The sequence below is a fragment of the Weizmannia sp. FSL K6-3076 genome (assembly GCF_038007245.1).
GTDB classification, from domain to species: Bacteria; Bacillota; Bacilli; order Bacillales; family Bacillaceae_C; genus Weizmannia; species Weizmannia faecalis.
Window position 1 is genome coordinate 1,960,843 of sequence record NZ_JBBOWU010000001.1, and the last position, 22,788, is coordinate 1,983,630.

A 22,788-nucleotide genomic window follows, 5' to 3' on the forward strand; every position below is an offset into this window, starting at 1 on the left:
AGCGCGCTGTAATGCGGTTGGGTTGAACAGATTCCTTAACTGTGTACAGCTTCATCCGTTTTTGTTTCCCGGATGATGTAATCAAAAGCACCGAGCGCAGCTGTCGCGCCGGCCCCCATCGAAATAATGATTTGCTTATAAGCGCTGTCGGTGCAGTCTCCTGCGGCAAACACGCCCGGAACACTGGTCGCGCCGCGCTTATCCACCACAATTTCACCCCGCGGTGTGCGTTCCACTGTATCGCCAAGCCATTCGGTATTCGGGACAAGACCGATTTGGACAAACACACCCTCGAGTTCAATATGGTGTTCTTCCCTGGTTGCACGGTCAATATATGTGATGCCGTTCACTTTATCTGTGCCGGTAATTTCTTTTGTTTGCGCATTTTTTACAACCGTCACATTCGAAAGGCTGTAAAGGCGCTCGAGCAGCACACGGTCCGCCTTTAATTCAGGCATAAATTCAATGACGGTTACATGTTTGACTACACCGGCAAGGTCAATGGCCGCTTCAATGCCGGAATTGCCCCCGCCGATTACGGCAACATGTTTACCGGCAAACAACGGCCCGTCACAGTGCGGGCAATAGGCCACACCTTTGTTTTTGAATTCTGCTTCGCCCGGCACGTTGATGTTGCGCCAGCGTGCACCGGTGGAGATGATCACGGTTTTGCTCTTTAATACAGCCCCGTTTTCCAATTCCACCTCAACGAGATCTTTCTTTTCGACCCGTTTTGCACGTTGCAGATTCATAATATCAACATTATACTGTTTGACATGTTCTTCAAGGTTTGCAGCAAGTTGCGGGCCTTCCGTATACTTCGTGCCGATTAAGTTTTCAATGCCGACTGTATCGAGAACCTGCCCGCCAAAACGTTCAGCGACAATCCCTGTCCGGATGCCTTTGCGCGCCGCATAAATGGCTGCACTTGCGCCGGACGGGCCCCCGCCGATAACGAGCACATCAAACGGGTCTTTCTTTTCAAACTCGGACGGATCCGCTGTGCTGCCGAGTTTGGCAAGAATTTCTTCCACTTCCATCCGTCCGCTTTCAAAGAATTCGCCGTTCAGGTAAATGGAAGGGACGGCCATAATGCCTTTTCCTTCCGCTTCCTCTCTAAATGCAGCCCCGTCAATCATCGTGTGCGTAATATTCGGATTGAGCACACTCATGATGTTTAAAGCTTGTACCGCAACAGGACAGTTCTGGCAAGTCAGGCTGACATAGGTTTCGAAATGGTATTCGCCTTTTATGCTTTGAATCTGGTCAATAACCTTCTGATCCACTTTAGGAGGGCGGCCGCTGACCTGCAGCAGGGCCAAAACGAGCGATGTAAACTCATGCCCGAGCGGTACGCCTGCGAATACAATCCCGGTATCTTCTCCCGGGCGGTTTACACTGAAACTCGGGGTTCTGTCGAGTTTTGTGTTTTCCACTTTTATCCGGGGCGACATGGCAGCCAATTGGTCAACCAGTTCGAGCATGTTCCGTGATGTTTCATCGGATCCCGCGCTCACTTTCAGCAGAACGTCGCCCTCCATCATTTGCAGATACTGGGCCAGTTGCGCTTTAATCTCTTCATCCAGTATCATATCGGTTCAGCTCCTCAGATTTTGCCTACAAGATCAAGGCTTGGTTTCAGTGTTTCACCCGTTTCTTTCCATTTTGCCGGGCATACTTCACCTGGATGCTGGCGTACATATTGTGCGGCTTTGACTTTGTCGATCCATATGCTTGCGTCACGGCCGATGCCGTCAGCGTTGATTTCAACCCCTTGGATGACGCCGTCCGGATCGATCAGGAAAGTGCCCCTGTCAGCAACGCCTTCTTCTTCGCGCAATACATCAAACATACGGGTAAGTTTTTGTGTCGGGTCGCCGATCATGGTGTATTCGATTTTGCTGATCGCTTCAGAATGGTCATGCCATGCTTTGTGAACAAAATGAGAGTCTGTTGAAACCGAATAGACTTCCACGCCGAGTTCTTTTAAAGCGGCATAATTTTCCTGAAGATCTTCCAGTTCAGTAGGGCAGACAAATGTAAAATCAGCAGGATAGAAGCAGACAATGCTCCAGTTTCCATTGAAATTTTCATCCGTCACTTCGACAAATTCACCGTTGCGGTATGCTTGTGCTTTGAATGGTTCAATTTTTTTGCCAATAAGGGACATCGTGCAATTCCTCCTTAAAATCATTTGTGGTAAATGATCATGGTTCACTGACCAGGCCAGCAAACAATAATCATTTTAATTCAATACCAATTATTATATGGAATTAATTTCGTGTCAAGCAATTACACCCGGTTTTCTATTTTATCGTTTCCTGATTTTATATGATATAGTCATAAAACCATGATATTTATGTTTTTTATGCTGTTTCCGCCTCTTTTTTTCACCTCTGTAATTGAAAATCAGGGCAGATAATTGAAATTTTTTACGCCCAGAGACCGCCGCTCTCCCATTTCAGTATTGAGAATGCTTTTCAATAGATAGATGTCAAAAAAGCCGGTGGCCGGAGCCATCAGCTTTTTCTTTTCCGCCTGTGGAAAACAGCGGTAAAAATCAAAATATGCAAAAACATAGCGCCATCCCCTGATCCGGTTTTGCTAGGTGGAATCTGTCTCCATAAAGATAAAGTCCAAACGTTTCTGATAACGGGCCATCGTCAACCGCTCCTTTCTTCAGGTGTTTTTTCAGCTTAAAAATGCCTTGCTTGGAATGCCTCACGCTTTGCATTCATTTCATCGTACAGCCTGAAAACTTCTTCATCACGCTGCCTTTGTTCTGCCGTCTTTTTCAGCCGTTTAATCGTGACGGTAATAAAGATTAAATTGAGTGTCATATTTTTCCACCTCCTTAAGGGCGCAAAAAAACCGCAGGACAGGCATGATCCCGCGGCTTTCCGGAAAAAAACCGCACGGATCAGGCAAATGCATCCTGCGGCTTGTGCGTCAAGTTAAAAAATCAGCGCAAATTCAAACCGATACGGAGCGGATGCAGAACATGTTCAGTTGCAACTGCAGAAAATAGGATTGTGTATGCCATGTTCTTCAACCTCCTTTGAATTTGCTTACATAGGAAAGTATATCCAATTCCGGCGGGTTTGTAAACCGCAAATTGGCAAAAAAATAAAAAAAGGCCGAAAACCTTGTATGCCGGACAACCGTGTGCTTCGTTACTGCACCGCCCGCGTTACAAAGGCCCCTGCCTTTTCGATTATGATTTGCGATTATTCCGCTGTAAAAGCTGTGCGCCTTCTTCGCTTTTTAAAAGCCGTTTATGGTAAGCTCGTGAAATCGAGAAAAACAAAACAGATACGGCAACAAACCCGCTTGAAGCAACGAGTAAAATTTTTGTCCCCAGTTCGGATTTCCCTTCGATCGGCATCACCGCACCCAAATATAAAAAGCCCGTCACAGCAAGCAGCACGATGCCGTACATTTTAAAATCCACCATTTTCACGTACATCGATTTCGCTTTCTTCAACCGCCTCACCCTTTCTATCAATCTGCTAAACCTACTCTATCACAGATAAAACATAAAAAAGACAAGTAATTACAGGAAAGGAAGGAAAAAAATGGATCTACAGATTTTCAACAATACCCGTGACAAGATGGGCAGAGTTCACGGCCGCCGTTTCAAGATATTCATCAAAAGAGATCCCGGACTCCTGCCCTGCAATATCGGAAAGGGAGCGGATGATCACAAATGGGATGCCAAATTGCCATGCCACTTGTGCGACGGCAACGGCTTCCATTTCCACCGCCTGCACTTCCGGGAAGTGCTCCTTTACAGCCGCCGTTTTCGCAGGATCATCCATAAACGAGTCCCCGGTAGCAATCAATCCTTTCACAACCTTAATGCCAGGCAGTTTCCCTGCGCAGCTTTCCGCAATCCGGACAAGTTTCTCATCCGCCAAAAAAGCGGGCGGCATTTGCGGCACTTGCCCGTATTCATAGCCGAATACTGTCGCGTCGACATCATGGTGGCGCACTTCCGTTGAAATGACGACATCGCCGACGTGAAGGGCGGGGTTTGCGCCGCCTGCTGAACCGGTATTGATTAAGCAATCCGGCGCGTATGTTTGCAGCAAAAGGCCGGTAGAAAGCGCAGCATTCACTTTCCCGATGCCGGATCGGAGCAAGATGACATCTTTCCCTCTCATTTTTCCCGCCGTATATTCATAACCGGCAATCGTTTTAACTTGCGGGTGCTCGATCTGCCCGCGCAAAATCGACACCTCTTCTTCCATTGCGCCGATGATTCCAATTTTCATATGACTCCCTCTTTCGTCCAAAAGTTCCAATCCCCATTATATAGCAAAAAAGCAGAAGTGGATACGGCTTGCCAAAAAAACAACGTCTGATACGATGAACATGGAGGTGTACGAAAATGGCATTTGAGCTTGACAGGATAGAGGATAAGATTGAATTTTTCGAAGCGGACCGGCTTGAGGCGCTCGAGAAAAAAATCAATGATCAAATCGAAGCCAATAAAACCCTGCTGCTCCGGGTGGCGTCTGTTTCACACCAAATGCAGTTTGACGCGGACGGCAGACCCCATTATTCCGCCGTCGTCCATTTTACGGCACAAAAATAAGCGGCACAGACGGCCGCTTATTTTTTATCGTTCTCGATCAATTCATACATCTTTGTGGGTTTCCAGCCTTTTCCGTCCACCCATGTCAAATAAACACGGTAGGTCGTATCGGCATTTTTCGCGGAAACCGTCCCGATCGCCTCATCGGTCGTTGCCCCATGCTCCAAAAACCAGACCGTCATATTGTCTTCCGGTATGCCTGTTGCATACGACAATGCCTTCAGCTTTTCCTTCCAGTCAAGGGAAGTGGATGAGGCGGAATAGACATGTCCGCCTGTTTGTTCGGTTCCGACCGGTTTCCAGCTGGAATCGGTAATGACTTCTTTCACATTCGGTTCATTGCTTTTTTCCACTTTACGGGTTGATTTTTTGCTGTCTTTGTCCGCCGTTTTTTTGGATGTATGAGATGATGTCGTTTCATGGCCGGACGAAGCAGTCTTTGTTACGGCCGCTTTCTTTTCTTTCGGTGCCGGTTTTGAGTTGTCGTTACCGGCGAAAAAAATGGAGTAAGCCACAATACAAATAAGCGCGATGACAATCACAATCAGTGTATTTAAAATGATGTTTGTTTTCCGCCGTTTTGACTGCTGCATGGCCTGTTTCCGTTCTTCACGGCTGTAAAATTCAGGCAAGGTCATCCCTCCACTTCATGGCCTTATCATACCACGGTTTTACCGAATCGAAAAGGCGCACAAAGAAAATTCGGCGGGCATGGCCCACCGCAATCTGGATGTGATAAGCGTTTGCATCAGGCCGTATCCTTTACAACATGCACCTTGGAACACCTGCGCACCCGCTCCGGATTATTGAATCGAGATGATTTTGACTCTCATATCCCCGCCCGGCGTCTGAACCGTGACTTCCTCTCCGACGCTTTTCCCGAGCAGGCTTTTTGCAATCGGGGAGTCGTTTGAAATCTTTCCTTCAAACGGATCAGCTTCGGCGCTTCCGACAATCGTGTACGTTTCTTCTTCCCCGTCCGGCAGTTCCACAAAAGTAACGGATTTTCCGAGCGATACCGTATCTGTCCCGTCATCTTCAATGATTTTCGCGTTGCGGATCATGTTTTCAATCGTCGTAATGCGGCCTTCCACAAAAGCCTGTTCTTCTTTCGCGGAGTCGTACTCGGAATTTTCGGAAAGGTCCCCGAAACTTCTGGCAATTTTAATCCGTTCGACGACTTCTTTCCGTTTGACCGTTTTTAAATATTCCAATTCCTGTTCCAATTTTTCTTTCCCGTCCTGGGTCATCGGGTAAACTTTTTCCTGAGCCAAATCCCTTCACTCCTATATCTCTTAGTTATCAAATGTGTATGCGTTTCAACATACAAGATGACGCTTTCTGCAAGCGGCTGTGTTTTTTCCACCATGTTGTTTAGCGCGCCGAAAAGATTCCGGCGCGCTCACCATGTATTCTAAATAATCGTATTACAAAAAAGACTTTTGTTCAAGGATGGATTGCAATTTTGTCACGACCAAATCAATCGCCACCCGGTTCTGCCCGCCTTCCGGGATAATGACGTCCGCATATCTTTTTGTCGGCTCGATGAACTGGTTGTGCATCGGCCTGACCACCGTAATATACTGCTCGATGACCGACTGGAGCGTCCTGCCGCGCTCTTCGATATCCCGTTCAAGCCGCCGGATGATCCGCAAATCGGCATCGGTATCGACATACAGCTTAATATCCATTAAGTTGCGCAATCTCTCATCTTCCAATACTAAAATGCCTTCCAAAATAATGACATCTTTCGGTTCCACATGGATGGTGCGGCTAGCGCGCGTATGTTTGGAAAAATCGTAAACCGGTTTTTCAATTGCCTCATAAGAAAGCAGTTTATGCAGATGCTCAATTAACAGGTCATTGTCAAATGCAAACGGGTGGTCATAATTTGTTTTCAGCCTTTCTTCAAACGGGAGATGGCTTTGATCTTTGTAGTAAAAGTCCTGTTCAAGCACCAGAATGGAGTGTCCCTTCAAGCTTTCGTAAATCGCCCGGGTTACGCTTGTCTTCCCGGACCCGGAGCCCCCGGCCACGCCGATCACAGCCGGCTTTCGTTCCATTTCCTTCACCTCTTCATACTGACTGCCAATCCATCTCCGACTGGGAAAATCGCGGTGATAAATTGCTCATGCTGCATTAACCATTCGTTGTAGCTTCTGATTTTCCGCACCAGATTGCTGACTTGCTTCTTTGCGATGAAGTCTTGTACCACAAGGCCTTTAAATAGCACATTATCCGTGTATACACATCCCTTTTCCCGCAGAAAAGGCGTAAACGAATCAAAAAATTTCCGGTACTGCCCCTTTGCCGCATCAATAAATATCGCATCGTACGGGCCGAGTTCCCTGGTCTTTTGGATGACGTCGGAAGAAAGTGCATCCCCTTTCAGCAGGCGGATCCGCCGGGATAAAGGGGTGCGGGCAAAATACGCATTTGCCTGGGCAACCCTTTCTTCTTCGCGTTCAATGGTGACGATTTTTACATCCTGAAGCGCATCTGCCATTTTCAGGGCCGAATACCCGATCGCCGTCCCGATTTCAAGCACGCTTTCCGGCTTTTGAATCCTTAACAACTGGCAGAGTGTTTCCATTCCGATTGGATCCATAATCGGAATATGCTCTGATTTTGCAAAAGACGCCATTTCTTCAAAAAGCGGATCTTTCTTTTGCATCAACTGTTCTATATACGCTTCGACCGGTCCGTTCATCGCTGGGCCCTCCGGCATAAACACATTTCCATAACTTCTCCCTGCTTCTCAAAAAAATTCCGCTTATTATCGTAGCACATTTCAAACGGGAAAGCGAATGTTTACCGTTTCGCCTTCGCAATGTACTTTTCCTTTAAAGCATTATGTTCCTTCAATGTCTTGGCAAAATAGACTTTTCCTGTATCCACATTTGCAAGAAAATAGAGGTAATCGGTTTTTTCGGGCTTGAGCGCAGCCTTGATCGATTGTTCTCCGGGACTTGCAATCGGGCCCGGCGGCAGGCCTTTATGTTTGTACGTGTTATAAGGGGAATTCACCCGCAAATCTTTATACGTCACTTTTTCTTTATGCCGGTTTAAAGCATACAGTACGGTCGGGTCCGTCTGCAGCGGCATGTTCTTCTTTAATCTGTTGTAAAAGACGCTTGAAATTTTTGCCCTGTCCGCTTTTTCAGTTGCTTCTTCCTCGATAAGTGAAGCCATCGTAAGCAGTTTGTGTGGCGTTAAACGGGCCTGTGTGCTTTGCCCGGCGTAAGCGGAAAAAACCGCATTTGTTTTAGCCACCATCGTTTCCAGTACGGCATCAAGCGGCACATGCTGATCATAAAACGAATAGGTCGCCGGAAAAAAGTAGCCCTCGAGCGGATGCCGGATCTGCTGATTGAAAACTTCTTTTGTCACAAGGCGCGGATATTTTTTCATCAAATGTTGTACAAAAGCAGGGTCATCTGCCCGCTTGAGCACCTCTTCTTTCCGGAAGGAGCTGTGTTTTTCGATGATCTCCGCAATTTCCTCAAGGCCGGCCCCTTCCGGCACGGTAAAGCGGATCATGGCAATGCCGCCTTTTTGCATGCTGCTGACGATCTCGCTCGTATCCATGGACGGCGACATTTGATAGGTGCCGGCCTTTAAACCCGACTGGTGGTGGGATTTCGCATAAATTGCAAAAGCCCAGGCATTTTGGATGATCCCGTTTTTTTGCAAAATATGCCCGATCTCTTTTACCCCGGAGCCGGGCGGAATCGTGACGAGTTTTGTCTTATGGCTTCCAGGCTCCACCGGTTTCAGCGCCGACACGTAAAAAAGGGCAGCCCCTCCAAAAACAACAACAGCCAGCATGATGATGCATGCGGCTATCCATAATTTCGGTTTCTGCTTCATTTTTTGAAGCAACAGTTGAAACGGATTTTTCTTTCCGGCCAAAACAGAATCTTCCTCTCAATAAGAAAAATCTTAAAACAAGTACAGAAAGCCATTTTCGACTTTTTTCCTGTCCATTATACTACAAATTTCGCCAAGTTTTATTTCATTTTCTTTTCAAAAGGGAAAGTCTTCCATTCCGGCAGACGGAAAAAGCACACGGTTTGTCCCGTGTGCATGTTCAAGATGCGTTTATGCTTCTTCTTCATCGAGAAACGTATTCAGCATTTCCTCGATCATTTCCCACTCTTCATCTGTTTCAATCGGCTGGAGATCCCCTTCTGTGCCGTCTTCATTTTCCACATAGGCGGAAGCATGAATTTCGATGCTTTCATCCTCGTCTTCTTCCGCACCAATCGGATAATACAGGACGTACGATTTTCCGAAATCTTCGGATTCAAACGTAAAAAGCACTTCATACAATTGTTCGTTTCCGTCTTCGTCCACTACGGTAATATGCTGGTGGTCTTCGTGGTCATGTTCATGGTTATGTGTCATTTCTTCACCCCGTTAAGTTTGGCTGTCAAGGAATCCTTGCAAAATTACACTTGCCGCCATTTTATCAATTACTTTTTTCCTTTTTTTACGGCTGACATCGGCTTCCAGTAATATTCTTTCCGCTTGTGCCGTGCTTAAACGTTCGTCCCATAAAATAACGGGCAGATTGAGCCGTTTTTTTAATTCTTCGGCATAAACCTTTGAGGCCTCTGCCCGTGGGCCGATCGTGTTGTTCATATTTTTCGGGAATCCGACGACAATTTTTTCGACGCCGTGGATTTGCGCGAGTTCAGCGACCCTGTCGAAACCGAATTTGCCCTTTGCTTCATTGATGGCAATCGTTTCGATGCCTTGGGCAGTCCAGCCCAGGGCATCGCTGACCGCCACACCGACGGTTTTCGAACCGACATCAAGGCCCATAATTTTCAATTTGATCCCCCGCGATGTTGTTTCAAATACGATTTGACCAGTTCTTCGATAATTTCATCCCGTTCCAGTTTGCGAATCATATTCCGGGCATCCTGATGGCGAGGGATATAAGCCGGGTCGCCCGAGAGGAGGTATCCGACAATCTGGTTAATCGGGTTATAGCCCTTTTCCTCGAGCGCGCTGTATACATGGAGCAAAACTTCCTTGACCTCGTGTTCCGTCGGTTCTTCCGGAAAATTAAACCTCATCGTTTCATCGAATGAGCTCATTATCGCAGCACCTCTCTACTAAAGCTTGGCTTTTTAGATGTTCCGGTTTACACAAATTTTGAAGGTGCATTTTCCGCTTTCTGCCTGAAAACGATCCGTGTAAACAACCAGCTTTGTTTCATTGTACACTACTTTTTGCTTGAATCAAACGGATTTTACCCATTCTTCTACAATTTGTAATGCGGCATCAATTTGTTCAGGCTGTTTGCCACCGGCCTGCGCCATGTCCGGACGGCCGCCGCCACCGCCGCCGCAGCGCGATGCCACTTCTTTTACTAGCTTCCCGGCATGGTACCCTTTTTCGACAAGGTCTTTGGTGACGCCAGCAATGAAGCTGGCTTTTCCGTCTGTCGCCGCAGCGAGGACAATAATGCCGCTTCCGAGTTTTTGTTTTAAATCGTCCGCCATATTGCGCAATTGGTTCATGTCGCCGGCTTCGACTTTCGCCGCGAGCACATTTATGCCGTCTACTACTTTTACGCGGTCCACAAGCGATCCGGCTTCGATATTGGCGAGTTTTGCGGCCAGGGATGCATTTTCACGCTGCGCTTCTTTCAATTCCTGCTGGAGGGCGTCGATACGGTCCGGCAATTCTGTTGGTTTTACTTTTAATTTGGCGCTTGCCTCTTTTAAAAGGTGGAGCTGTTCCTGCATCAATCCGTAAGCATATTTTCCCGTCACCGCTTCAATCCGCCTTGTCCCTGCACCGATTCCGGATTCGGAAACAATTTTGAACAGGCCGATCTGGGCTGTGTTCGAAACATGGCAGCCGCCGCACAGTTCCAGGCTGTAGTCGCCCATTTGAACGACGCGGACGATCTCCCCGTATTTTTCGCCAAACAACGCCATCGCGCCCATCGCTTTCGCTTCGTCCAGTTTTTTCAAATCCGTTGTAACCGGCAGGCTTGCCCAAATTTTTTCATTGACGATCGTTTCAATTTTTTCGAGTTCTTCTTCTGTCACCTGCCCGAAATGCGAGAAGTCAAAACGGAGGCGTCCCGGTTCGACAAGCGATCCCGCCTGGTTGACATGAACGCCGAGCACATCCTTCAATGCCTGGTGTAACAGATGGGTAGCAGAGTGGTTCTTTTCCGTGTCACGGCGTTTTGCTCCGTCCACCTGTGCAAATACTTCCTGGCCGGTTTTGATGGTGCCTGATACGACAACGCCCTGATGCAAATTTTGGCCGTTCGGCGCTTTCTGCACATTTGTGACCTCCACTTTCAGCCCTTCTGCTGTCAAGGTGCCATGATCGGCAATCTGGCCGCCGCTTTCCGCGTAAAAAGGGGTTTGATCTAAAATGAACTGGATTTCCTCTCCGCTGGCAGCCGACTCCGTGATGTCACCGTCTTTTAAAAGGACAGCGACATGTGCCGTCCCCTCCAGGTGGTCATAACCGATAAATTCGCTTTTCACTGTAATATTGCCGAGCACGCCGCCCTGGACGGACATCGATTCTGCCTGCTGGCGGGCGTTGCGTGCGCGTTCACGCTGCCGCTCCATTTCTTTTTCAAAGCCTTCATGGTCGGCACGGAGCCCCTGGTCGTGCGCATACTCTTCTGTCAGTTCAACAGGGAAGCCGTACGTATCGTAAAGCATGAAAATATCTTCACCCGGCAGCTGTTCCAGGCCGTTTTTCTTTGCCGCCCTAATCCGTTCTTCCAAAATCGAAAGCCCTTCGTTCAGCGTTTCCTGGAAACGTTCTTCTTCGGAACGAACCACTTTTTGCACAAAATCAGCATTTTTTTCCACTTCCGGATAATAGGAATTCATAATCCTGCCGACCGTTGGCACAAGCTTGTACATAAAAGCGCCGTGAATATCGAGCTGAATGGCATAGCGGACCGCCCGGCGCAAAAGCCTGCGTAAAACATAGCCGCGGCCTTCGTTTGACGGCAGTGCCCCGTCCGCAACCGCAAAGGCAACGGTGCGGATATGGTCGGCAATTACTTTAAATGCCGTATCTGCCTCTTTGTTTCCGGCACGGTATTTTTTACCGGAGATTTTTTCGACCTCTTCAATAATCGGCATGAACAAGTCGCTGTCATAGTTGGTATCGACCCCTTGCAGCACGCATGCCATCCGTTCAAGGCCCATTCCGGTATCAATGTTTTTCTTCGGCAGCTCTGGATACTCGCTGCGTGGCACCCCTGGTATCGCATTAAACTGGGATAACACGATATTCCAAATTTCAATATAACGGTCGTTTTCAATGTCTTCCTGAAGGAGCCGGATTCCTAACCGTTTCGGGTCGTATTTTTCCCCGCGGTCGAAGAAAATTTCCGTATCCGGCCCGGATGGCCCTTCGCCGATTTCCCAGAAATTGCCCTCGAGCGGGATAATATGATCCGGGGACACCCCGATTTTTTTCCAGCATGCAATCGAATCCAGGTCATCGGGATAAACGGTGACATACAGTTTTTCTTTTGGCATGCCGAACCATTTGTCGGAAGTCAGCAGCTCCCATGCCCAGGCAATCGCTTCTTCACGGAAATAATCCCCAATCGAAAAGTTGCCGAGCATTTCAAAAAATGTATGGTGGCGCGCTGTTTTTCCGACATTTTCAATATCGTTTGTCCGGATTGCTTTTTGCGCGTTGACAATGCGCGGGTTTTCCGGAATGACCGTGCCGTCAAAATATTTTTTTAAAGTGGCCACACCGCTGTTAATCCAAAGTAGCGACGGGTCATTGACCGGGATCAGTGAAGCGCTCGGCTCGACTTTATGCCCTTTTTCCTTAAAAAAGTCCAAAAACATGCTGCGGATTTCCGCACTTGATCTTTTCTTCATGAGAAAACCTCCTCTGTTTATTTATGAAAACCGGAACCCCCCGGACGCAAAAAAGCCCCCATCCCGGACAGGGACGAGAGGCTTGCTCGCGGTACCACCCTGATTAAAGGCAAAAAACGCCCTTCTCTTTGGGTGCCTGTAACGGGGCAAAACGGCAGGGTTTGGCTGCACTCCGGATTAGCGTTCTGTTATCCTTCATTTTGGAATTTCTTTCAGCCGCGGAAATTCCTCTCTGGGCCGTACATCACGGTTTAAAATGGGCGATAACATACTCGATCTTTCTTCGTTTTTTGATATGCAGTTCTATCAATAGGAACGGCCTGTGCTGCGCAATTCCCAAGCCCGGACAAAAATCCCTGTCCGGAAGCCTATTTTGCCCACAGGACACGTATGTTCATGGGTAAATTATAAAAAAGTTTACTCCGGTTTGTCAACTTGATTCGTGCGGCCTGAAAAGCGCAAAGTTTTGCGAGCATGGATGATGGCCACTTTCAGCACGGCAAGCGCCGGCACAGCGAGAATCAGTCCTGCGATCCCCGCGATTTCCTCTCCCGCGATCAAGGCGATGATGATAAACAGCGGGTGAAGATGCAAAGATTTCCCGACAATAAAAGGGGAAAGGATATTGCTTTCAATAAATTGCAGGACGAACACAATGATGACCACATAAAGGACAAATTTTAATGAAATGGTCGCCGCAATAACCGAAACGGGAATGGCGCCCAAAACAGGGCCAAAATACGGAATGACATTGGTGACCCCGATGATGATGCCGAGTAGAATCGGGTATTTCATGCCAAGGATGGCAAATGCGACAAAAGAAAGAAAGCCGATCAACAGGCAATCCAAAAGCTGGCCGCGGAGATAGCCGCCGATCGACCGGTCGACATCGCGAATAAATGCTGCAGCGGACGGCCGCCATTTTTCCGGCGTCAATGCCAGTGCTGCTTTTTTGACATGTTCAAAATCTTTCAGAAGGTAAAATGAAATAAACGGAATGACGGCAAGCGCAATGGCGTAATTGACAAGTTGCATCAGCATATTGATTGAATTTGAAACATTTGCAGAGAGCCATAATTCAAAGCGTTCAATGCGCTCGTCAATCTGGTCCTGAAGCCCGTCCGGCCAGTGCTTCATCGATGTTTGCAAGTAAACAACGCCGTCCCTGTACTGGTCTGCAAACTGCGGCAGATGTTCCGACAGATCGTTCATTTGGGCGATCACAAGCGGCAGCCCTCTGTAAATGCCGTAAGCGGTGCCGCCAAAAAACAAAATATAGATAATCAGGATAGCAAGCCCTCTCGGCAGCCCGTTTTTATAAAGAAATTCAACAAGCGGATGGAGGATGTAAGCGATAAAACCGCCGATCAAAAGCGGCAGGCATACCGCCAGTACGACGCGCAATACGGGCGCCCAAAAAGGCTTGAGTAAAAGCAGCACATATAAAATAATCAGGATAAATAACAGCCAAGACAATTTATACAGCCATGTACCGCGAAACCGTTGCATAAAAAAACCTCCCTCCTTCAAGTGTTTGCGAAAGAGGGAAGTTTATGAGGATTTTTATCACCGGTCCAATGCAGCAACCTTTCGGACAACCGAAATACGGAGGGCGCAAACACCTTATGAACGAGAACACCGGGCTTCGTGAAAAGGGATGCAGCGGGACAGGGATATCCGCCATTTGGCAAGATGCATCCGCGCGTTCCCTTTCGGCCGTTGGCGTCCGGCCAGGGAAACGAGACCGGGGTTTTTATCGGATAGGCGGTTTTAACGGAATGCCTTGCGCACCCGCTTTGCCATTTTCCGCATCTGCCGCCTGTCCGCGAAGCCATTTTTCGCCATTTGGGCAGCGGCCATTCCCGCACCAAAACCGACTGCAGCTATCATCATTTTGTTCATTTCCCCATTCCCTCCATTCAGCTGAGTTTGCGTGCTTCTTCCTCAAACAAATCATCCAAAGAGCTCAATGTGCCGTCTTCTTCCACCTGATGCGTATGGATTGTATTTTTTGCAACCGATAGTTCAATAAAACAGTTCCAGCAGTAATACTGGTTCACGCCGATTTTTCCGATGTCCTTGCTTCGGCAATTCGGGCATTGCATGGTAAGCACCTCGCTTTCAAGGTCCATTTTTGCTTACCAATATGCCCAATTTTTCCAAAAAGCATACGTCAAACCGGCATATATAGTTTGCCGGAGCGGACTGACAGCATGCAAGGAAACGGTTCCCAGCGTATGATCGTCCATTCCGGAAAAAATATAGGAAACCAACAGCAGGAAGTGACATGTATGCAAAACATTAAACCGCTTTTGATTAAAATCGCCGGGCATTTTATTTTTTTGTATTTGGTGCTCGGCTTCATTTACGGCATGTCTTTTTTCGGTGTGCTGTTTACAGCGCTCTTGCTTAGCGTGATTTCTTATTTTTTGGCTGATCTTGGCCTTCTTCCGCGCACAGCGGACTGGTTTGTACTGATCTTAGACTTTGGGCTTGCATTTTCTGTCATCTGGGGGATGACTCGGTTTTTCGCCCACAACCATTTGCCGGGGCTTCAGGTTTCGATCGGTGCTGCCGTCGTCATCAGCGTATTCGAACATTTTTATCACCAATATTTAACCGACTATGTGCTCCAAAAAGGGGTTCCGCGGCGGAGCAAAGCACAAACCCTCCGGTACGGCACGGAAACCGCAGAGGAAATCCGTCCGGAAACGGGAAAGAAACAGCAATAAGGGCTTGCCGGGATGTTTAAACCGGGGTTTCGCAAGCCCTAATTTTTTTGTTTTTCTTCAAAAGGAACCGGCGTCATACAGCGAAAAGCGACCGGTGATGACAGTACGATCGATGTGTTGATGTTTCCATAAGGGGTTAGCCGGTCAATCAGCTTGCTCAGATGGTCCATAGAGGTAACAGCAGCTTTCAGCAAATAGCTGACAGCGCCTGTCAAGCGATGGCATTCAACAATTTCGGGAACCTGCACAATCCATTTCTCAAATTCTGTATAAGTGGACATCTTGATCTCACTTACCTGCATGTAAGCAACCACTTCCCTGCCCACAGCTTTCGGGGATACCCTTGCGCTGAATCCTTCGATAATCCCCTTCTCCTGTAGCCGTTTCAACCGCTCCGAAATGCTCGGGCGGCTGAGGGACAATTTCTTCGATAAATCACTTAAAGTCATGCGCCCGTCCTTTTGCAGCATTTCAAGAAGACGAATGTCCAACTGGTCCATGAAAAAGCCCCCTTTGCAAAATGCAGTTTGCGATACGAAAACTTATTCAAAATAGAAAGGTTTACACCCGAAATTGATACAGTTTGTTATTTCGTTTCTTTTTGCCATCGTTTATGATGGATTCAGACACAAAATCTTATAAATTTTTAGATTTCACATGATGTTACCGCTTTCATTCTAGCACATCGTTTCTGGTGCAATAAAGTATTCAATTGCAATGATTTTTAGGCGGCGGTCCGGTGAAATGTAAACGCTGTCAAAATAAGTGCAGGAAACCTTTTCTTTTAAACTTTTATCACTATATCCACAGTGCAAATGGAGGTAATCTGAAATGAATGTAATCAAACCGCATATGCAAACAACGGAAACATTGCTCGATAAAATGCAGGAACATGAACAAATTGTTTTTTGTAATGATCCTGCGACAGGTTTGAAAGCCATTATCGCAATCCATAATACGACACTCGGGCCCGCATTGGGAGGCTGCCGCATGCAGCCGTACCGGACGCTGGATGAAGCGTTGGAAGATGTGTTGCGGTTATCGAAAGGGATGACCTATAAATGTGCAGCGGCGGATGTCGATTTTGGCGGAGGAAAAGCAGTGTTGATCGGCGACCCGTCAAAGGATAAAACCCCCGCCATGTTCAGAGCTTTTGGCCAGTTTGTTGACTCCTTATGATTGCCTGCGTCATCGTTTTAGCCCTATTAACGGCCATATCCATCTTTAAGTTTAAAAACGCCGGGGATAAAAGTGTCCAAATCAGCCAGGTCCAACCTGCCAGAAAACTTGATCCTTGAGCCAAACCAAAAAGCAGCGGGGCCTGCCGCTGCTTTTTGGTTGCTTAATCCGGTTGGGACGCAGTCTGTCCTTCTTCTGCGTACGTGTACGGGGTAATGCCCGCCATGCCAATCATCGGGTCGACCCGGTCCCAATTTTCTTCTGTTAAGGACAGGGCTGTCTCCGTCCCTGCCTCTTTTTGTGCCGTTTTTAATGCTTCAGCCAGTTTTTCACACAGTGTCGTCTTCCGCTTTTGGTCATCTTCCCTTTCCACACCCATCCGGAAAGCCGGTTCTTCGCCAAGCAGAATTAAAATTTTTTTGCTCCTTGTAATCGCCGTATACAGCAAGTTTCGGCGCAGCATCCGGTAATAGCTGCGGACAACCGGCAAAATTACGACCGGAAACTCGCTTCCTTGCGATTTATGGATCGAACAGCAATACGCAAGCGTAATCTGATTGAAATCTGGCTTCGTATACGTCACTTCAATCCCATCAAAAGAAACGATGAGCATATCTTGTTTTTCCGTATTTTCTTTTGCGGTAAAAAGCGAGACAATCTCGCCGATATCGCCGTTATACACCCCGTGTTCCGGCTGGTTGACAAGCTGCAGTACCTTATCGCCGATCCGGTAAACCGCGTCCCCGTGCTTCAGCTCTTTGCGGGCCCCGTTCTCATTCGGATTAAAAATATTTTGCAACAGGCTGTTCAGACGGTCAATGCCGGCCGGCCCCCTGTACATCGGCGCCAGCACCTGAATGTCTTTTGCCGTATAGCCTTTCCGTTTCGCGCTTTTCACCACTTTTTCCACCGCTTCCGCCACCTGCCCGGAAGAACAGCGGATAAACGAACGGTCTGCCTGCATTTGAAAAATATTTTCCGGAATACGGCCATTTTTAACATGGTGGGCCAGTTCAATAATCGAAGAACCATCTTTCTGCCTGTATATGTCTGTCAGCCTGACAACCGGGATGGCGTTCGATTTCAATAAATCTTTCAGCACCTGGCCTGGACCGACGGACGGCAGCTGGTCTTCATCCCCAACCATGATGACTTGGATTTCATCCGGCAGCGCCTTTAACAGCTGGTTCGCAAGCCATGTATCGACCATCGACATTTCATCAATGATGACAAGCTTGCCTTCTACTTGCCGTTCCTCTGAATCGTCCAGGTCCTCCATGCCGGTCATGCCGAGCAGGCGGTGGATCGTCATCGCCGGCAGACCAGTTGACTCCGCCATTCTTTTCGCGGCCCTCCCTGTCGGCGCCGCGAGAACAATCGGAAATACCTCATCTTTTTTATAGGTTTGCGGGTCAAGCGAGACGCCGTGCAATTCACCGTACAGTTCCACAATCCCTTTAATGACCGTTGTTTTCCCTGTGCCGGGCCCGCCCGTTAAAATCATCATCGGACTCATCAGCGCTTTTTGGATGGCTTCCTTTTGCGACGGGGCATACTCGACCCCGATCCGTTCCTCAAGACTGCCTAAAGCAAGCAGGAATTCAGATTCCGGGAACTGTTCCGCATACTCGGTTTGCGACATAATCCGCTCAATATTGGAAACGATTCCTTTTTCCGAAAAATAGAGGGACGGAAGATAGACTTTGTCTTCTTCCATGATCACTTTGCTCTCTTCCTGAAGTTTTACCAGCTCATTTTCAATCAAGTCCATCGGGATTTCAACATGCTGGTATTCTTCCAAAAGGGCTTTGACATCCTGTGCAAGTTCTTCTTTCAGGACGTACACATGACCGTGCTGCATGCTTTCCATTTCCAGCATGTAACAGCAGCCGGCCTGGATGCGGTGCGGATGCGTCCCGCTGATGCCGAGCTGCCGGCCGAGTTCATCTGCCCGCCCGAAACCGATGCCTTTAATATCATCAACGAGCTGGTATGGATTTTGCGCAATTTTTTCGAGCGACTCATCCTCGTAAACCTGGTAAATGCGCATCGCAATCTGCGGCCCGAAACCGTATTGTGCAAGTCCGATCATGACACGTTCAAGCCCCTGGTGTTCAACTAACGTATCATGAATCAGCTGCGCTTTTTCCGGTGCCAGTTTCGGTACCTCATCAAGGGCGGCGGGATTTTCCAATATTTTGCTGATCGCATTTTCACCGAGCACGTCAACGATCCGCTCCGCCGTTTTTTTGCCGATCCCGTTAAATAAATCACTGGAAAGATACTCAATAACGCCCTGCTTTGTATTGGGGATGTCTTTTTGGAAGCGGTTTGCCTGGAACTGGGGGCCGAATTTCGGGTGTTCCTGCATTTTTCCAAAAAAGGTGTACGTTTCCTGTTCATGGATGCGCGGAAAATAGCCGGTAATCACCGTTTCCTTATCTTCCAGCCCGATATTGGTCTCTTCCACCCGCACACGGATGACGGAATACAAATTTTGCTCGTTATGGAAGATGGTCGCGAGATGCTTTCCTTTTATAAAATTTTCCTCGTCCTGGAATAAATCCATCGCATGCTGTTTTTCCAATTTCATCACCTTACAGCGTTTCAATGTCTTTCAGTTTTTCAACCATTTTCAAGCCGTATCCCGAAAGCAGATGGCCCGGCTGAATCTCCACCGCTTTTTTGAAATAGCCGGCCGCTTTTTCCAGGTCGCTAAGGAACTGCATATAAATCGCGCCTGTATTGTATAAAGCATCCGTATGTTTTGGGTCCTGTTCCAGCACTTTTTGAAATTGTTTCAGCGCTTCGTCCGCGAAATTGGATTTGATAAGGGAAAGCGCGTACTGAAATCTCGCTTCCGTATCCCCTTCATCCAGTTCAACGCTCCTTTGCAAATACGGCATGGCAAAGCGCGGATTGCCGAGCATCATAAAACACATGCCGAGCATAAAATACGTATCTTTGTCCTTGAGCCCGAGCCGGATGGCTTTTTCAAAACAGCCGGCAGCCGCTTCATAATGCCCCTCTTCGTATTGGATTGTGCCGAGGCTGTAAAAAGGAGCGGGAAGTTCTTTCAATGCCAGCGCTTTCCGGTAAAAATTCTGCGCCTTTTCCCGCTCGCCTGCAGCAAGCAGCACATCGCCGAAATGGATATAGCCGACCGGATCGTCCGGATTGTCTTCGATCGCTTCATTAAACCATTTCAGCGCTTCATCATATTTTTTATCCTGCAAGGCTTTCATACCGCGTTCATGCTTGTTCATTTCGTACACTCCTGATTGATGATACGAGTATTATAACATAAAATGAATCCCTTCACTTTTTTAACGAACCCCGGCATTTTGTGAGAGCATGCTTTTGCACTTTCCCCACCCGGTCCAGAACATGGTCTTCACTGGCTGTGTGAAGGATGAGGCGATTTTTACAGCTGTGCGCAATGCGGTCGGTCCGGGTGATGGTTTTTTCGAGCTGTGTGAAGGAGCACCGCCCTTTTCCTGTTTCATGTATAAACCTGTACTGCGATCATGGCGAGCTCCCCGTTTCCTTGTTTCCGGCAATCACATTCCCCTGTCCAACGGTTTAGAGCAGTGACCTGTTTGCCCATAAATAAAGCCATGCACACAATTGTGTGCATGGCTCCTGTAAGATCAGCCGACGTACATGAGCTGTTCTTCGTTTTTATAAATTTTATCGATCGTGGCGCCGCCGAGGCATTCTTCACCGTTGTAAAAAACAACAGCCTGGCCGGGGGTGACGGCGCGAACCGGTTCGTCGTAAATGACTTTGACTTCATCATCACCAAGCAGCTGGACCGTTACTTTCTGGTCCGGCTGGCGGTAGCGGAACTTCGCGGTGCACCGGAATACTTCAGGCGGCTTTTTGCCCGATACCCAGTTTGCTTTCACGCCGGTCATATAATCGGAGTAGAGGGCCGGATGATGGAATCCCTGTTCCACATAAAGGACATTTTCTTTCAGGTCTTTGCCGACAGCAAACCATGGCTCGCCGGAACCGCCGATCCCGAGGCCGTGGCGCTGGCCGATTGTATAGTACATCAAGCCTTCGTGTTCGCCCATCACTTTTCCGTCGAGCGTTTTCATCAGCCCTTTTTGCGCAGGCAGATAATGGCTTAAAAATTCTTTGAAATTGCGTTCGCCGATAAAGCAGATGCCGGTCGAGTCTTTTTTATTTGCCGTGGCAAGCCCGGCTTCTTTCGCAATTTCGCGGACGCGCGGTTTTTCGAGCTCCCCGATCGGGAACATCACGCGCGAAAGCTGGTGCTGCCCGAGCTGATTGAGGAAATACGTCTGGTCTTTATTTCCATCCGCGCCACGCAGCATTTTATATTCGCCGTCCCGGTACGCCACGCGTGCATAATGGCCGGTCGCAAGATAATCGGCACCGAGGTTTAAAGCATGTTCAAGAAAAGCCTTGAACTTGATTTCCTTATTGCACATCACATCCGGGTTCGGCGTCCTTCCCGCGCGGTACTCATCAAGGAAATATGTGAACACTTTATCCCAATACTGTTTTTCAAAATTAACGGCATAGTACGGAATGCCGATCTGGTTGCAGACGCGGATGACGTCATTGTAGTCTTCCGTTGCCGTGCAGACGCCGTTTTCATCGGTATCATCCCAGTTTTTCATAAAAATGCCGATCACGTCATAGCCCTGCTGTTTAAGCAAATAGGCGGCAACAGAAGAGTCAACGCCGCCCGACATGCCAACAACCACTCTTGTATCTTTTGGTGCTTTTTGCATAATGCCTCCTCTTTTCTATTGTTGCTGGAACTTGCGGACGATTTCTGCCGTTTTGCGGGCGGCCGCTTCCACTTGCTCAATCGTATTGGCAATTCCGAAACTGAAACGGATGGAGGTGCGGAGCCGTTCCGAATCGCGCCCAAACATGGCAACAAGGACATGGGAAGGTTCAATCGACCCGGCTGTGCAGGCAGAGCCGCTTGAAGCCGCAATCCCGGCAAGGTCCAGATTGACAAGCATCGATTCCACGTCCGTTTTCGGAAAACTTAAGTTGAGCACATGCGGAAGTGCCGCCTCCGCGTTGCCGTTCAGCTGAAATTCCACCTTTTCCTGCTTTAAAATTTCCATAAATCTTTGTTTAAAAGTGCCGTATTGCTTTGGTTTATCAGCAAGCGCCTGCTGCGCCCATTTGACGGCCTCGGCAAAACCGGCAATGGACGCCGTATTTTCCGTCCCCGGGCGGCGTTTTAATTCCTGTGCGCCGCCGAAGTTGCGGTTTTTCAATTTTGTTCCGTTCCGAACGTATAAAAATCCGATCCCTTTTGGCCCGCCAATTTTATGGGCCGAAACGGAAAGCATGTCCACGTTCAGGGCATTTACGTCGAGCTTCACATTTCCGTAAGCCTGGACGGCGTCCGTATGGAAAACGGCCGGATGGTTTTTCAGCAGCCCGCCGATTTCGGCAATTGGCTGGATCGATCCGACTTCATTATTCCCATACATCACGCTGACAAGAATGGTATCATTCCGGAGCGCTTTTTGCACGTCTTCCGCCTTAATCCGCCCTGTTTCATCCGGCTGTAAATACGTGACGTCGTACCCTTTTGTTTCCAAATATTCCAGCGGATGCAAAACAGCATGATGCTCGATTGCCGTGGAAATAATATGTTTTCCCTTTTCAGCGGCTGCTTCTGCCGTACCGAGAATCGCGTAATTATCCGCTTCGGTTCCGCCGCTTGTAAAAATGATTTCATTAAACTGCGCGCCGATGCTGTCTGCAATCACCTGGCGCGCTTCGTCCAAAATGCGGCGCGCTTCCCTGCCGAATGCATGAATGCTCGACGGATTCCCGAAATGGCCGGTAAGCACTTGCATCATTTTTTCTGCAACTTGCGGAAGGACAGGGGAAGTGGCCGCATGGTCCAAATAAATTTTCTCCACTTTTCGCACCCCATATCAATTTAAATATAATACATGTAGGCATCCGGTTCTGTATCTTCCCGGTATTTGGCCAGATCTTCGATGGTTGTGCTGTCAAGAACGTCCTTGACCGCGTCCCGGATCCGGATCCAGAGCTGGCGTTTCACCGGTTCTTCGTCTTCAATGCCCTCTACCGGCGTAATCGGGCCCTCCAGCACGCGGATCACATCACCGGCTGTGATTTGCGAAGGTTTTTGCGTTAAAACATAGCCGCCGTAAGCGCCGCGGATGCTTTTGACAAACCCGGCATTGCGGAGCGGGGAAATCAGCTGCTCCAGATAATGTTCAGACAAATTCTGGCTCTGGGCAATGGATTTCAGGGAAGTCGGCCCCTTGCCGTACCGCTTTGCCAGTTCAATCATAATGGTCAGCCCGTAGCGGCCCTTCGTTGAGATTTTCATTTCATTCCACCTCTTTCC

General features: G+C 48.3%; 25 protein-coding genes and 1 pseudogene. 3 read left to right on the forward strand and 23 right to left on the reverse strand.

Annotated features, from left to right (window positions below):
• Nucleotides 1–35 precede the first annotated feature (35 nt).
• From ahpF to mtnN, 5 genes are all read right to left on the reverse strand, one after another.
• A complete protein-coding gene (gene ahpF, locus NSS95_RS09325; RefSeq protein WP_017550583.1) occupies nucleotides 36–1,592 on the reverse strand; it encodes an alkyl hydroperoxide reductase subunit F in 1,557 nt (518 codons plus the stop codon).
• A 14-nt stretch (nucleotides 1,593–1,606) separates the two neighbouring features.
• Nucleotides 1,607–2,170 carry an alkyl hydroperoxide reductase subunit C gene (gene ahpC / locus NSS95_RS09330; protein WP_014097930.1) on the reverse strand — a complete coding sequence of 188 codons (564 nt, stop codon included), beginning with the start codon at nucleotides 2,168–2,170 and terminating at the stop codon, nucleotides 1,607–1,609.
• Between the two features lie 526 nt (nucleotides 2,171–2,696).
• Nucleotides 2,697–2,840: a YrzI family small protein gene (locus NSS95_RS09335; protein WP_014097929.1), complete on the reverse strand. Its 144-nt coding sequence runs from the start codon at nucleotides 2,838–2,840 to the stop codon at nucleotides 2,697–2,699.
• 374 nt (nucleotides 2,841–3,214) lie between these two features.
• On the reverse strand, nucleotides 3,215–3,493 hold the full coding sequence (locus NSS95_RS09340) for a YrhC family protein (protein ID WP_230951705.1): 279 nt from the start codon (nucleotides 3,491–3,493) through the stop codon (nucleotides 3,215–3,217).
• An 88-nt stretch (nucleotides 3,494–3,581) separates the two neighbouring features.
• Nucleotides 3,582–4,274 carry a 5'-methylthioadenosine/S-adenosylhomocysteine nucleosidase gene (mtnN, locus tag NSS95_RS09345; protein ID WP_328229118.1) on the reverse strand — a complete coding sequence of 231 codons (693 nt, stop codon included), beginning with the start codon at nucleotides 4,272–4,274 and terminating at the stop codon, nucleotides 3,582–3,584.
• A 116-nt stretch (nucleotides 4,275–4,390) separates the two neighbouring features.
• Here mtnN and NSS95_RS09350 point away from each other — a divergent pair, with 116 nt between their 5' ends.
• Complete coding sequence (locus tag NSS95_RS09350) at nucleotides 4,391–4,597, forward strand: YrzA family protein (RefSeq protein ID WP_014097926.1); 207 nt, start codon at nucleotides 4,391–4,393, stop codon at nucleotides 4,595–4,597.
• 17 nt (nucleotides 4,598–4,614) lie between these two features.
• Here the strand turns inward: NSS95_RS09350 and NSS95_RS09355 are convergent, their stop codons facing one another.
• The 12 genes from NSS95_RS09355 to NSS95_RS09410 form a co-directional block, all read right to left on the reverse strand.
• The gene (locus NSS95_RS09355; protein WP_014097925.1) at nucleotides 4,615–5,229 is read right to left on the reverse strand and encodes a DUF1510 family protein; all 615 of its coding nucleotides are present in this window, start codon (nucleotides 5,227–5,229) and stop codon (nucleotides 4,615–4,617) included.
• A 171-nt stretch (nucleotides 5,230–5,400) separates the two neighbouring features.
• A complete protein-coding gene (gene greA / locus NSS95_RS09360) occupies nucleotides 5,401–5,871 on the reverse strand; it encodes a transcription elongation factor GreA (RefSeq protein ID WP_013859748.1) in 471 nt (156 codons plus the stop codon).
• 153 nt (nucleotides 5,872–6,024) lie between these two features.
• Entirely contained in the window at nucleotides 6,025–6,660 is a 636-nt protein-coding gene (gene udk, locus NSS95_RS09365; protein WP_013859749.1) for a uridine kinase, read from the reverse strand.
• A gap of 5 nt (nucleotides 6,661–6,665) precedes the next feature.
• On the reverse strand, nucleotides 6,666–7,307 hold the full coding sequence (locus tag NSS95_RS09370) for an O-methyltransferase (RefSeq protein WP_340713865.1): 642 nt from the start codon (nucleotides 7,305–7,307) through the stop codon (nucleotides 6,666–6,668).
• Nucleotides 7,308–7,408: 101 nt separating this feature from the next.
• Nucleotides 7,409–8,509: an endolytic transglycosylase MltG gene (gene mltG / locus NSS95_RS09375; RefSeq protein ID WP_035188190.1), complete on the reverse strand. Its 1,101-nt coding sequence runs from the start codon at nucleotides 8,507–8,509 to the stop codon at nucleotides 7,409–7,411.
• A 189-nt stretch (nucleotides 8,510–8,698) separates the two neighbouring features.
• Nucleotides 8,699–9,004: a DUF1292 domain-containing protein gene (locus tag NSS95_RS09380; RefSeq protein ID WP_013859752.1), complete on the reverse strand. Its 306-nt coding sequence runs from the start codon at nucleotides 9,002–9,004 to the stop codon at nucleotides 8,699–8,701.
• 12 nt (nucleotides 9,005–9,016) lie between these two features.
• Nucleotides 9,017–9,433 (reverse strand): Holliday junction resolvase RuvX, encoded by a 417-nt coding sequence (gene ruvX / locus NSS95_RS09385; protein WP_014097922.1) that lies wholly within the window; start codon nucleotides 9,431–9,433, stop codon nucleotides 9,017–9,019.
• On the reverse strand, nucleotides 9,430–9,702 hold the full coding sequence (locus NSS95_RS09390) for an IreB family regulatory phosphoprotein (RefSeq protein ID WP_013859754.1): 273 nt from the start codon (nucleotides 9,700–9,702) through the stop codon (nucleotides 9,430–9,432). Before NSS95_RS09390 ends, ruvX begins: the two co-directional genes overlap by 4 nt.
• Before the next feature lie 144 nt (nucleotides 9,703–9,846).
• Nucleotides 9,847–12,492, reverse strand: coding sequence for an alanine--tRNA ligase (alaS, locus tag NSS95_RS09395; RefSeq protein WP_035188192.1), 2,646 nt, complete (start codon nucleotides 12,490–12,492; stop codon nucleotides 9,847–9,849).
• Between the two features lie 417 nt (nucleotides 12,493–12,909).
• Nucleotides 12,910–14,001, reverse strand: coding sequence for an AI-2E family transporter (locus NSS95_RS09400; RefSeq protein WP_035188194.1), 1,092 nt, complete (start codon nucleotides 13,999–14,001; stop codon nucleotides 12,910–12,912).
• A gap of 261 nt (nucleotides 14,002–14,262) precedes the next feature.
• Nucleotides 14,263–14,394, reverse strand: coding sequence for a DUF3918 family protein (locus NSS95_RS09405; RefSeq protein WP_080746274.1), 132 nt, complete (start codon nucleotides 14,392–14,394; stop codon nucleotides 14,263–14,265).
• A 17-nt stretch (nucleotides 14,395–14,411) separates the two neighbouring features.
• On the reverse strand, nucleotides 14,412–14,624 hold the full coding sequence (locus NSS95_RS09410; RefSeq protein WP_035188196.1) for a hypothetical protein: 213 nt from the start codon (nucleotides 14,622–14,624) through the stop codon (nucleotides 14,412–14,414).
• A 159-nt stretch (nucleotides 14,625–14,783) separates the two neighbouring features.
• Between NSS95_RS09410 and NSS95_RS09415 the strand changes: the two genes are divergently transcribed.
• Nucleotides 14,784–15,224 carry a YndM family protein gene (locus NSS95_RS09415; protein ID WP_014097917.1) on the forward strand — a complete coding sequence of 147 codons (441 nt, stop codon included), beginning with the start codon at nucleotides 14,784–14,786 and terminating at the stop codon, nucleotides 15,222–15,224.
• Nucleotides 15,225–15,262: 38 nt separating this feature from the next.
• Here the strand turns inward: NSS95_RS09415 and NSS95_RS09420 are convergent, their stop codons facing one another.
• On the reverse strand, nucleotides 15,263–15,724 hold the full coding sequence (locus tag NSS95_RS09420; protein WP_035188198.1) for an Lrp/AsnC family transcriptional regulator: 462 nt from the start codon (nucleotides 15,722–15,724) through the stop codon (nucleotides 15,263–15,265).
• A gap of 331 nt (nucleotides 15,725–16,055) precedes the next feature.
• On the opposite strand from NSS95_RS09420, the pseudogene NSS95_RS09425 reads away from it, so the two are divergent.
• Nucleotides 16,056–16,400, forward strand: a pseudogene (locus NSS95_RS09425) (Glu/Leu/Phe/Val dehydrogenase dimerization domain-containing protein); the annotation flags it as partial.
• 166 nt (nucleotides 16,401–16,566) lie between these two features.
• Here the strand turns inward: NSS95_RS09425 and recD2 are convergent.
• The 5 genes from recD2 to cymR form a co-directional block, all read right to left on the reverse strand.
• On the reverse strand, nucleotides 16,567–18,990 hold the full coding sequence (gene recD2, locus NSS95_RS09430) for an SF1B family DNA helicase RecD2 (RefSeq protein ID WP_340713866.1): 2,424 nt from the start codon (nucleotides 18,988–18,990) through the stop codon (nucleotides 16,567–16,569).
• Between the two features lie 10 nt (nucleotides 18,991–19,000).
• A complete protein-coding gene (locus NSS95_RS09435) occupies nucleotides 19,001–19,669 on the reverse strand; it encodes a tetratricopeptide repeat protein (RefSeq protein WP_035188209.1) in 669 nt (222 codons plus the stop codon).
• Between the two features lie 384 nt (nucleotides 19,670–20,053).
• Nucleotides 20,054–21,169 (reverse strand): tRNA 2-thiouridine(34) synthase MnmA, encoded by a 1,116-nt coding sequence (gene mnmA / locus NSS95_RS09440; protein WP_340713867.1) that lies wholly within the window; start codon nucleotides 21,167–21,169, stop codon nucleotides 20,054–20,056.
• A 15-nt stretch (nucleotides 21,170–21,184) separates the two neighbouring features.
• Nucleotides 21,185–22,330 carry a cysteine desulfurase family protein gene (locus NSS95_RS09445; RefSeq protein WP_340713868.1) on the reverse strand — a complete coding sequence of 382 codons (1,146 nt, stop codon included), beginning with the start codon at nucleotides 22,328–22,330 and terminating at the stop codon, nucleotides 21,185–21,187.
• 20 nt (nucleotides 22,331–22,350) lie between these two features.
• Nucleotides 22,351–22,770, reverse strand: coding sequence for a cysteine metabolism transcriptional regulator CymR (cymR, locus tag NSS95_RS09450; protein WP_013859764.1), 420 nt, complete (start codon nucleotides 22,768–22,770; stop codon nucleotides 22,351–22,353).
• Nucleotides 22,771–22,788 lie beyond the last annotated feature (18 nt).

Excerpts from the sequence above, each read along its gene's own strand:
- NSS95_RS09415 (WP_014097917.1), top strand. The coding sequence starts at position 14,784 with ATGCAAAACATTAAACCGCTTTTGATTAAAATCGCCGGGCATTTTATT.
- NSS95_RS09405 (WP_080746274.1), bottom strand. The coding sequence starts at position 14,394 with ATGAACAAAATGATGATAGCTGCAGTCGGTTTTGGTGCGGGAATGGCC.
- NSS95_RS09390 (WP_013859754.1), bottom strand. The coding sequence starts at position 9,702 with ATGAGCTCATTCGATGAAACGATGAGGTTTAATTTTCCGGAAGAACCG.
- ahpC (WP_014097930.1), bottom strand. The coding sequence starts at position 2,170 with ATGTCCCTTATTGGCAAAAAAATTGAACCATTCAAAGCACAAGCATAC.
- mnmA (WP_340713867.1), bottom strand. The coding sequence starts at position 21,169 with ATGCAAAAAGCACCAAAAGATACAAGAGTGGTTGTTGGCATGTCGGGC.
- NSS95_RS09435 (WP_035188209.1), bottom strand. The coding sequence starts at position 19,669 with ATGAACAAGCATGAACGCGGTATGAAAGCCTTGCAGGATAAAAAATAT.
- NSS95_RS09350 (WP_014097926.1), top strand. The coding sequence starts at position 4,391 with ATGGCATTTGAGCTTGACAGGATAGAGGATAAGATTGAATTTTTCGAA.
- ahpF (WP_017550583.1), bottom strand. The coding sequence starts at position 1,592 with ATGATACTGGATGAAGAGATTAAAGCGCAACTGGCCCAGTATCTGCAA.
- mtnN (WP_328229118.1), bottom strand. The coding sequence starts at position 4,274 with ATGAAAATTGGAATCATCGGCGCAATGGAAGAAGAGGTGTCGATTTTG.
- NSS95_RS09335 (WP_014097929.1), bottom strand. The coding sequence starts at position 2,840 with ATGACACTCAATTTAATCTTTATTACCGTCACGATTAAACGGCTGAAA.
- NSS95_RS09420 (WP_035188198.1), bottom strand. The coding sequence starts at position 15,724 with ATGGACCAGTTGGACATTCGTCTTCTTGAAATGCTGCAAAAGGACGGG.
- cymR (WP_013859764.1), bottom strand. The coding sequence starts at position 22,770 with ATGAAAATCTCAACGAAGGGCCGCTACGGGCTGACCATTATGATTGAA.
- udk (WP_013859749.1), bottom strand. The coding sequence starts at position 6,660 with ATGGAACGAAAGCCGGCTGTGATCGGCGTGGCCGGGGGCTCCGGGTCC.
- NSS95_RS09410 (WP_035188196.1), bottom strand. The coding sequence starts at position 14,624 with ATGGACCTTGAAAGCGAGGTGCTTACCATGCAATGCCCGAATTGCCGA.
- NSS95_RS09400 (WP_035188194.1), bottom strand. The coding sequence starts at position 14,001 with ATGCAACGGTTTCGCGGTACATGGCTGTATAAATTGTCTTGGCTGTTA.
- alaS (WP_035188192.1), bottom strand. The coding sequence starts at position 12,492 with ATGAAGAAAAGATCAAGTGCGGAAATCCGCAGCATGTTTTTGGACTTT.
- NSS95_RS09380 (WP_013859752.1), bottom strand. The coding sequence starts at position 9,004 with ATGACACATAACCATGAACATGACCACGAAGACCACCAGCATATTACC.
- NSS95_RS09370 (WP_340713865.1), bottom strand. The coding sequence starts at position 7,307 with ATGAACGGACCGGTCGAAGCGTATATAGAACAGTTGATGCAAAAGAAA.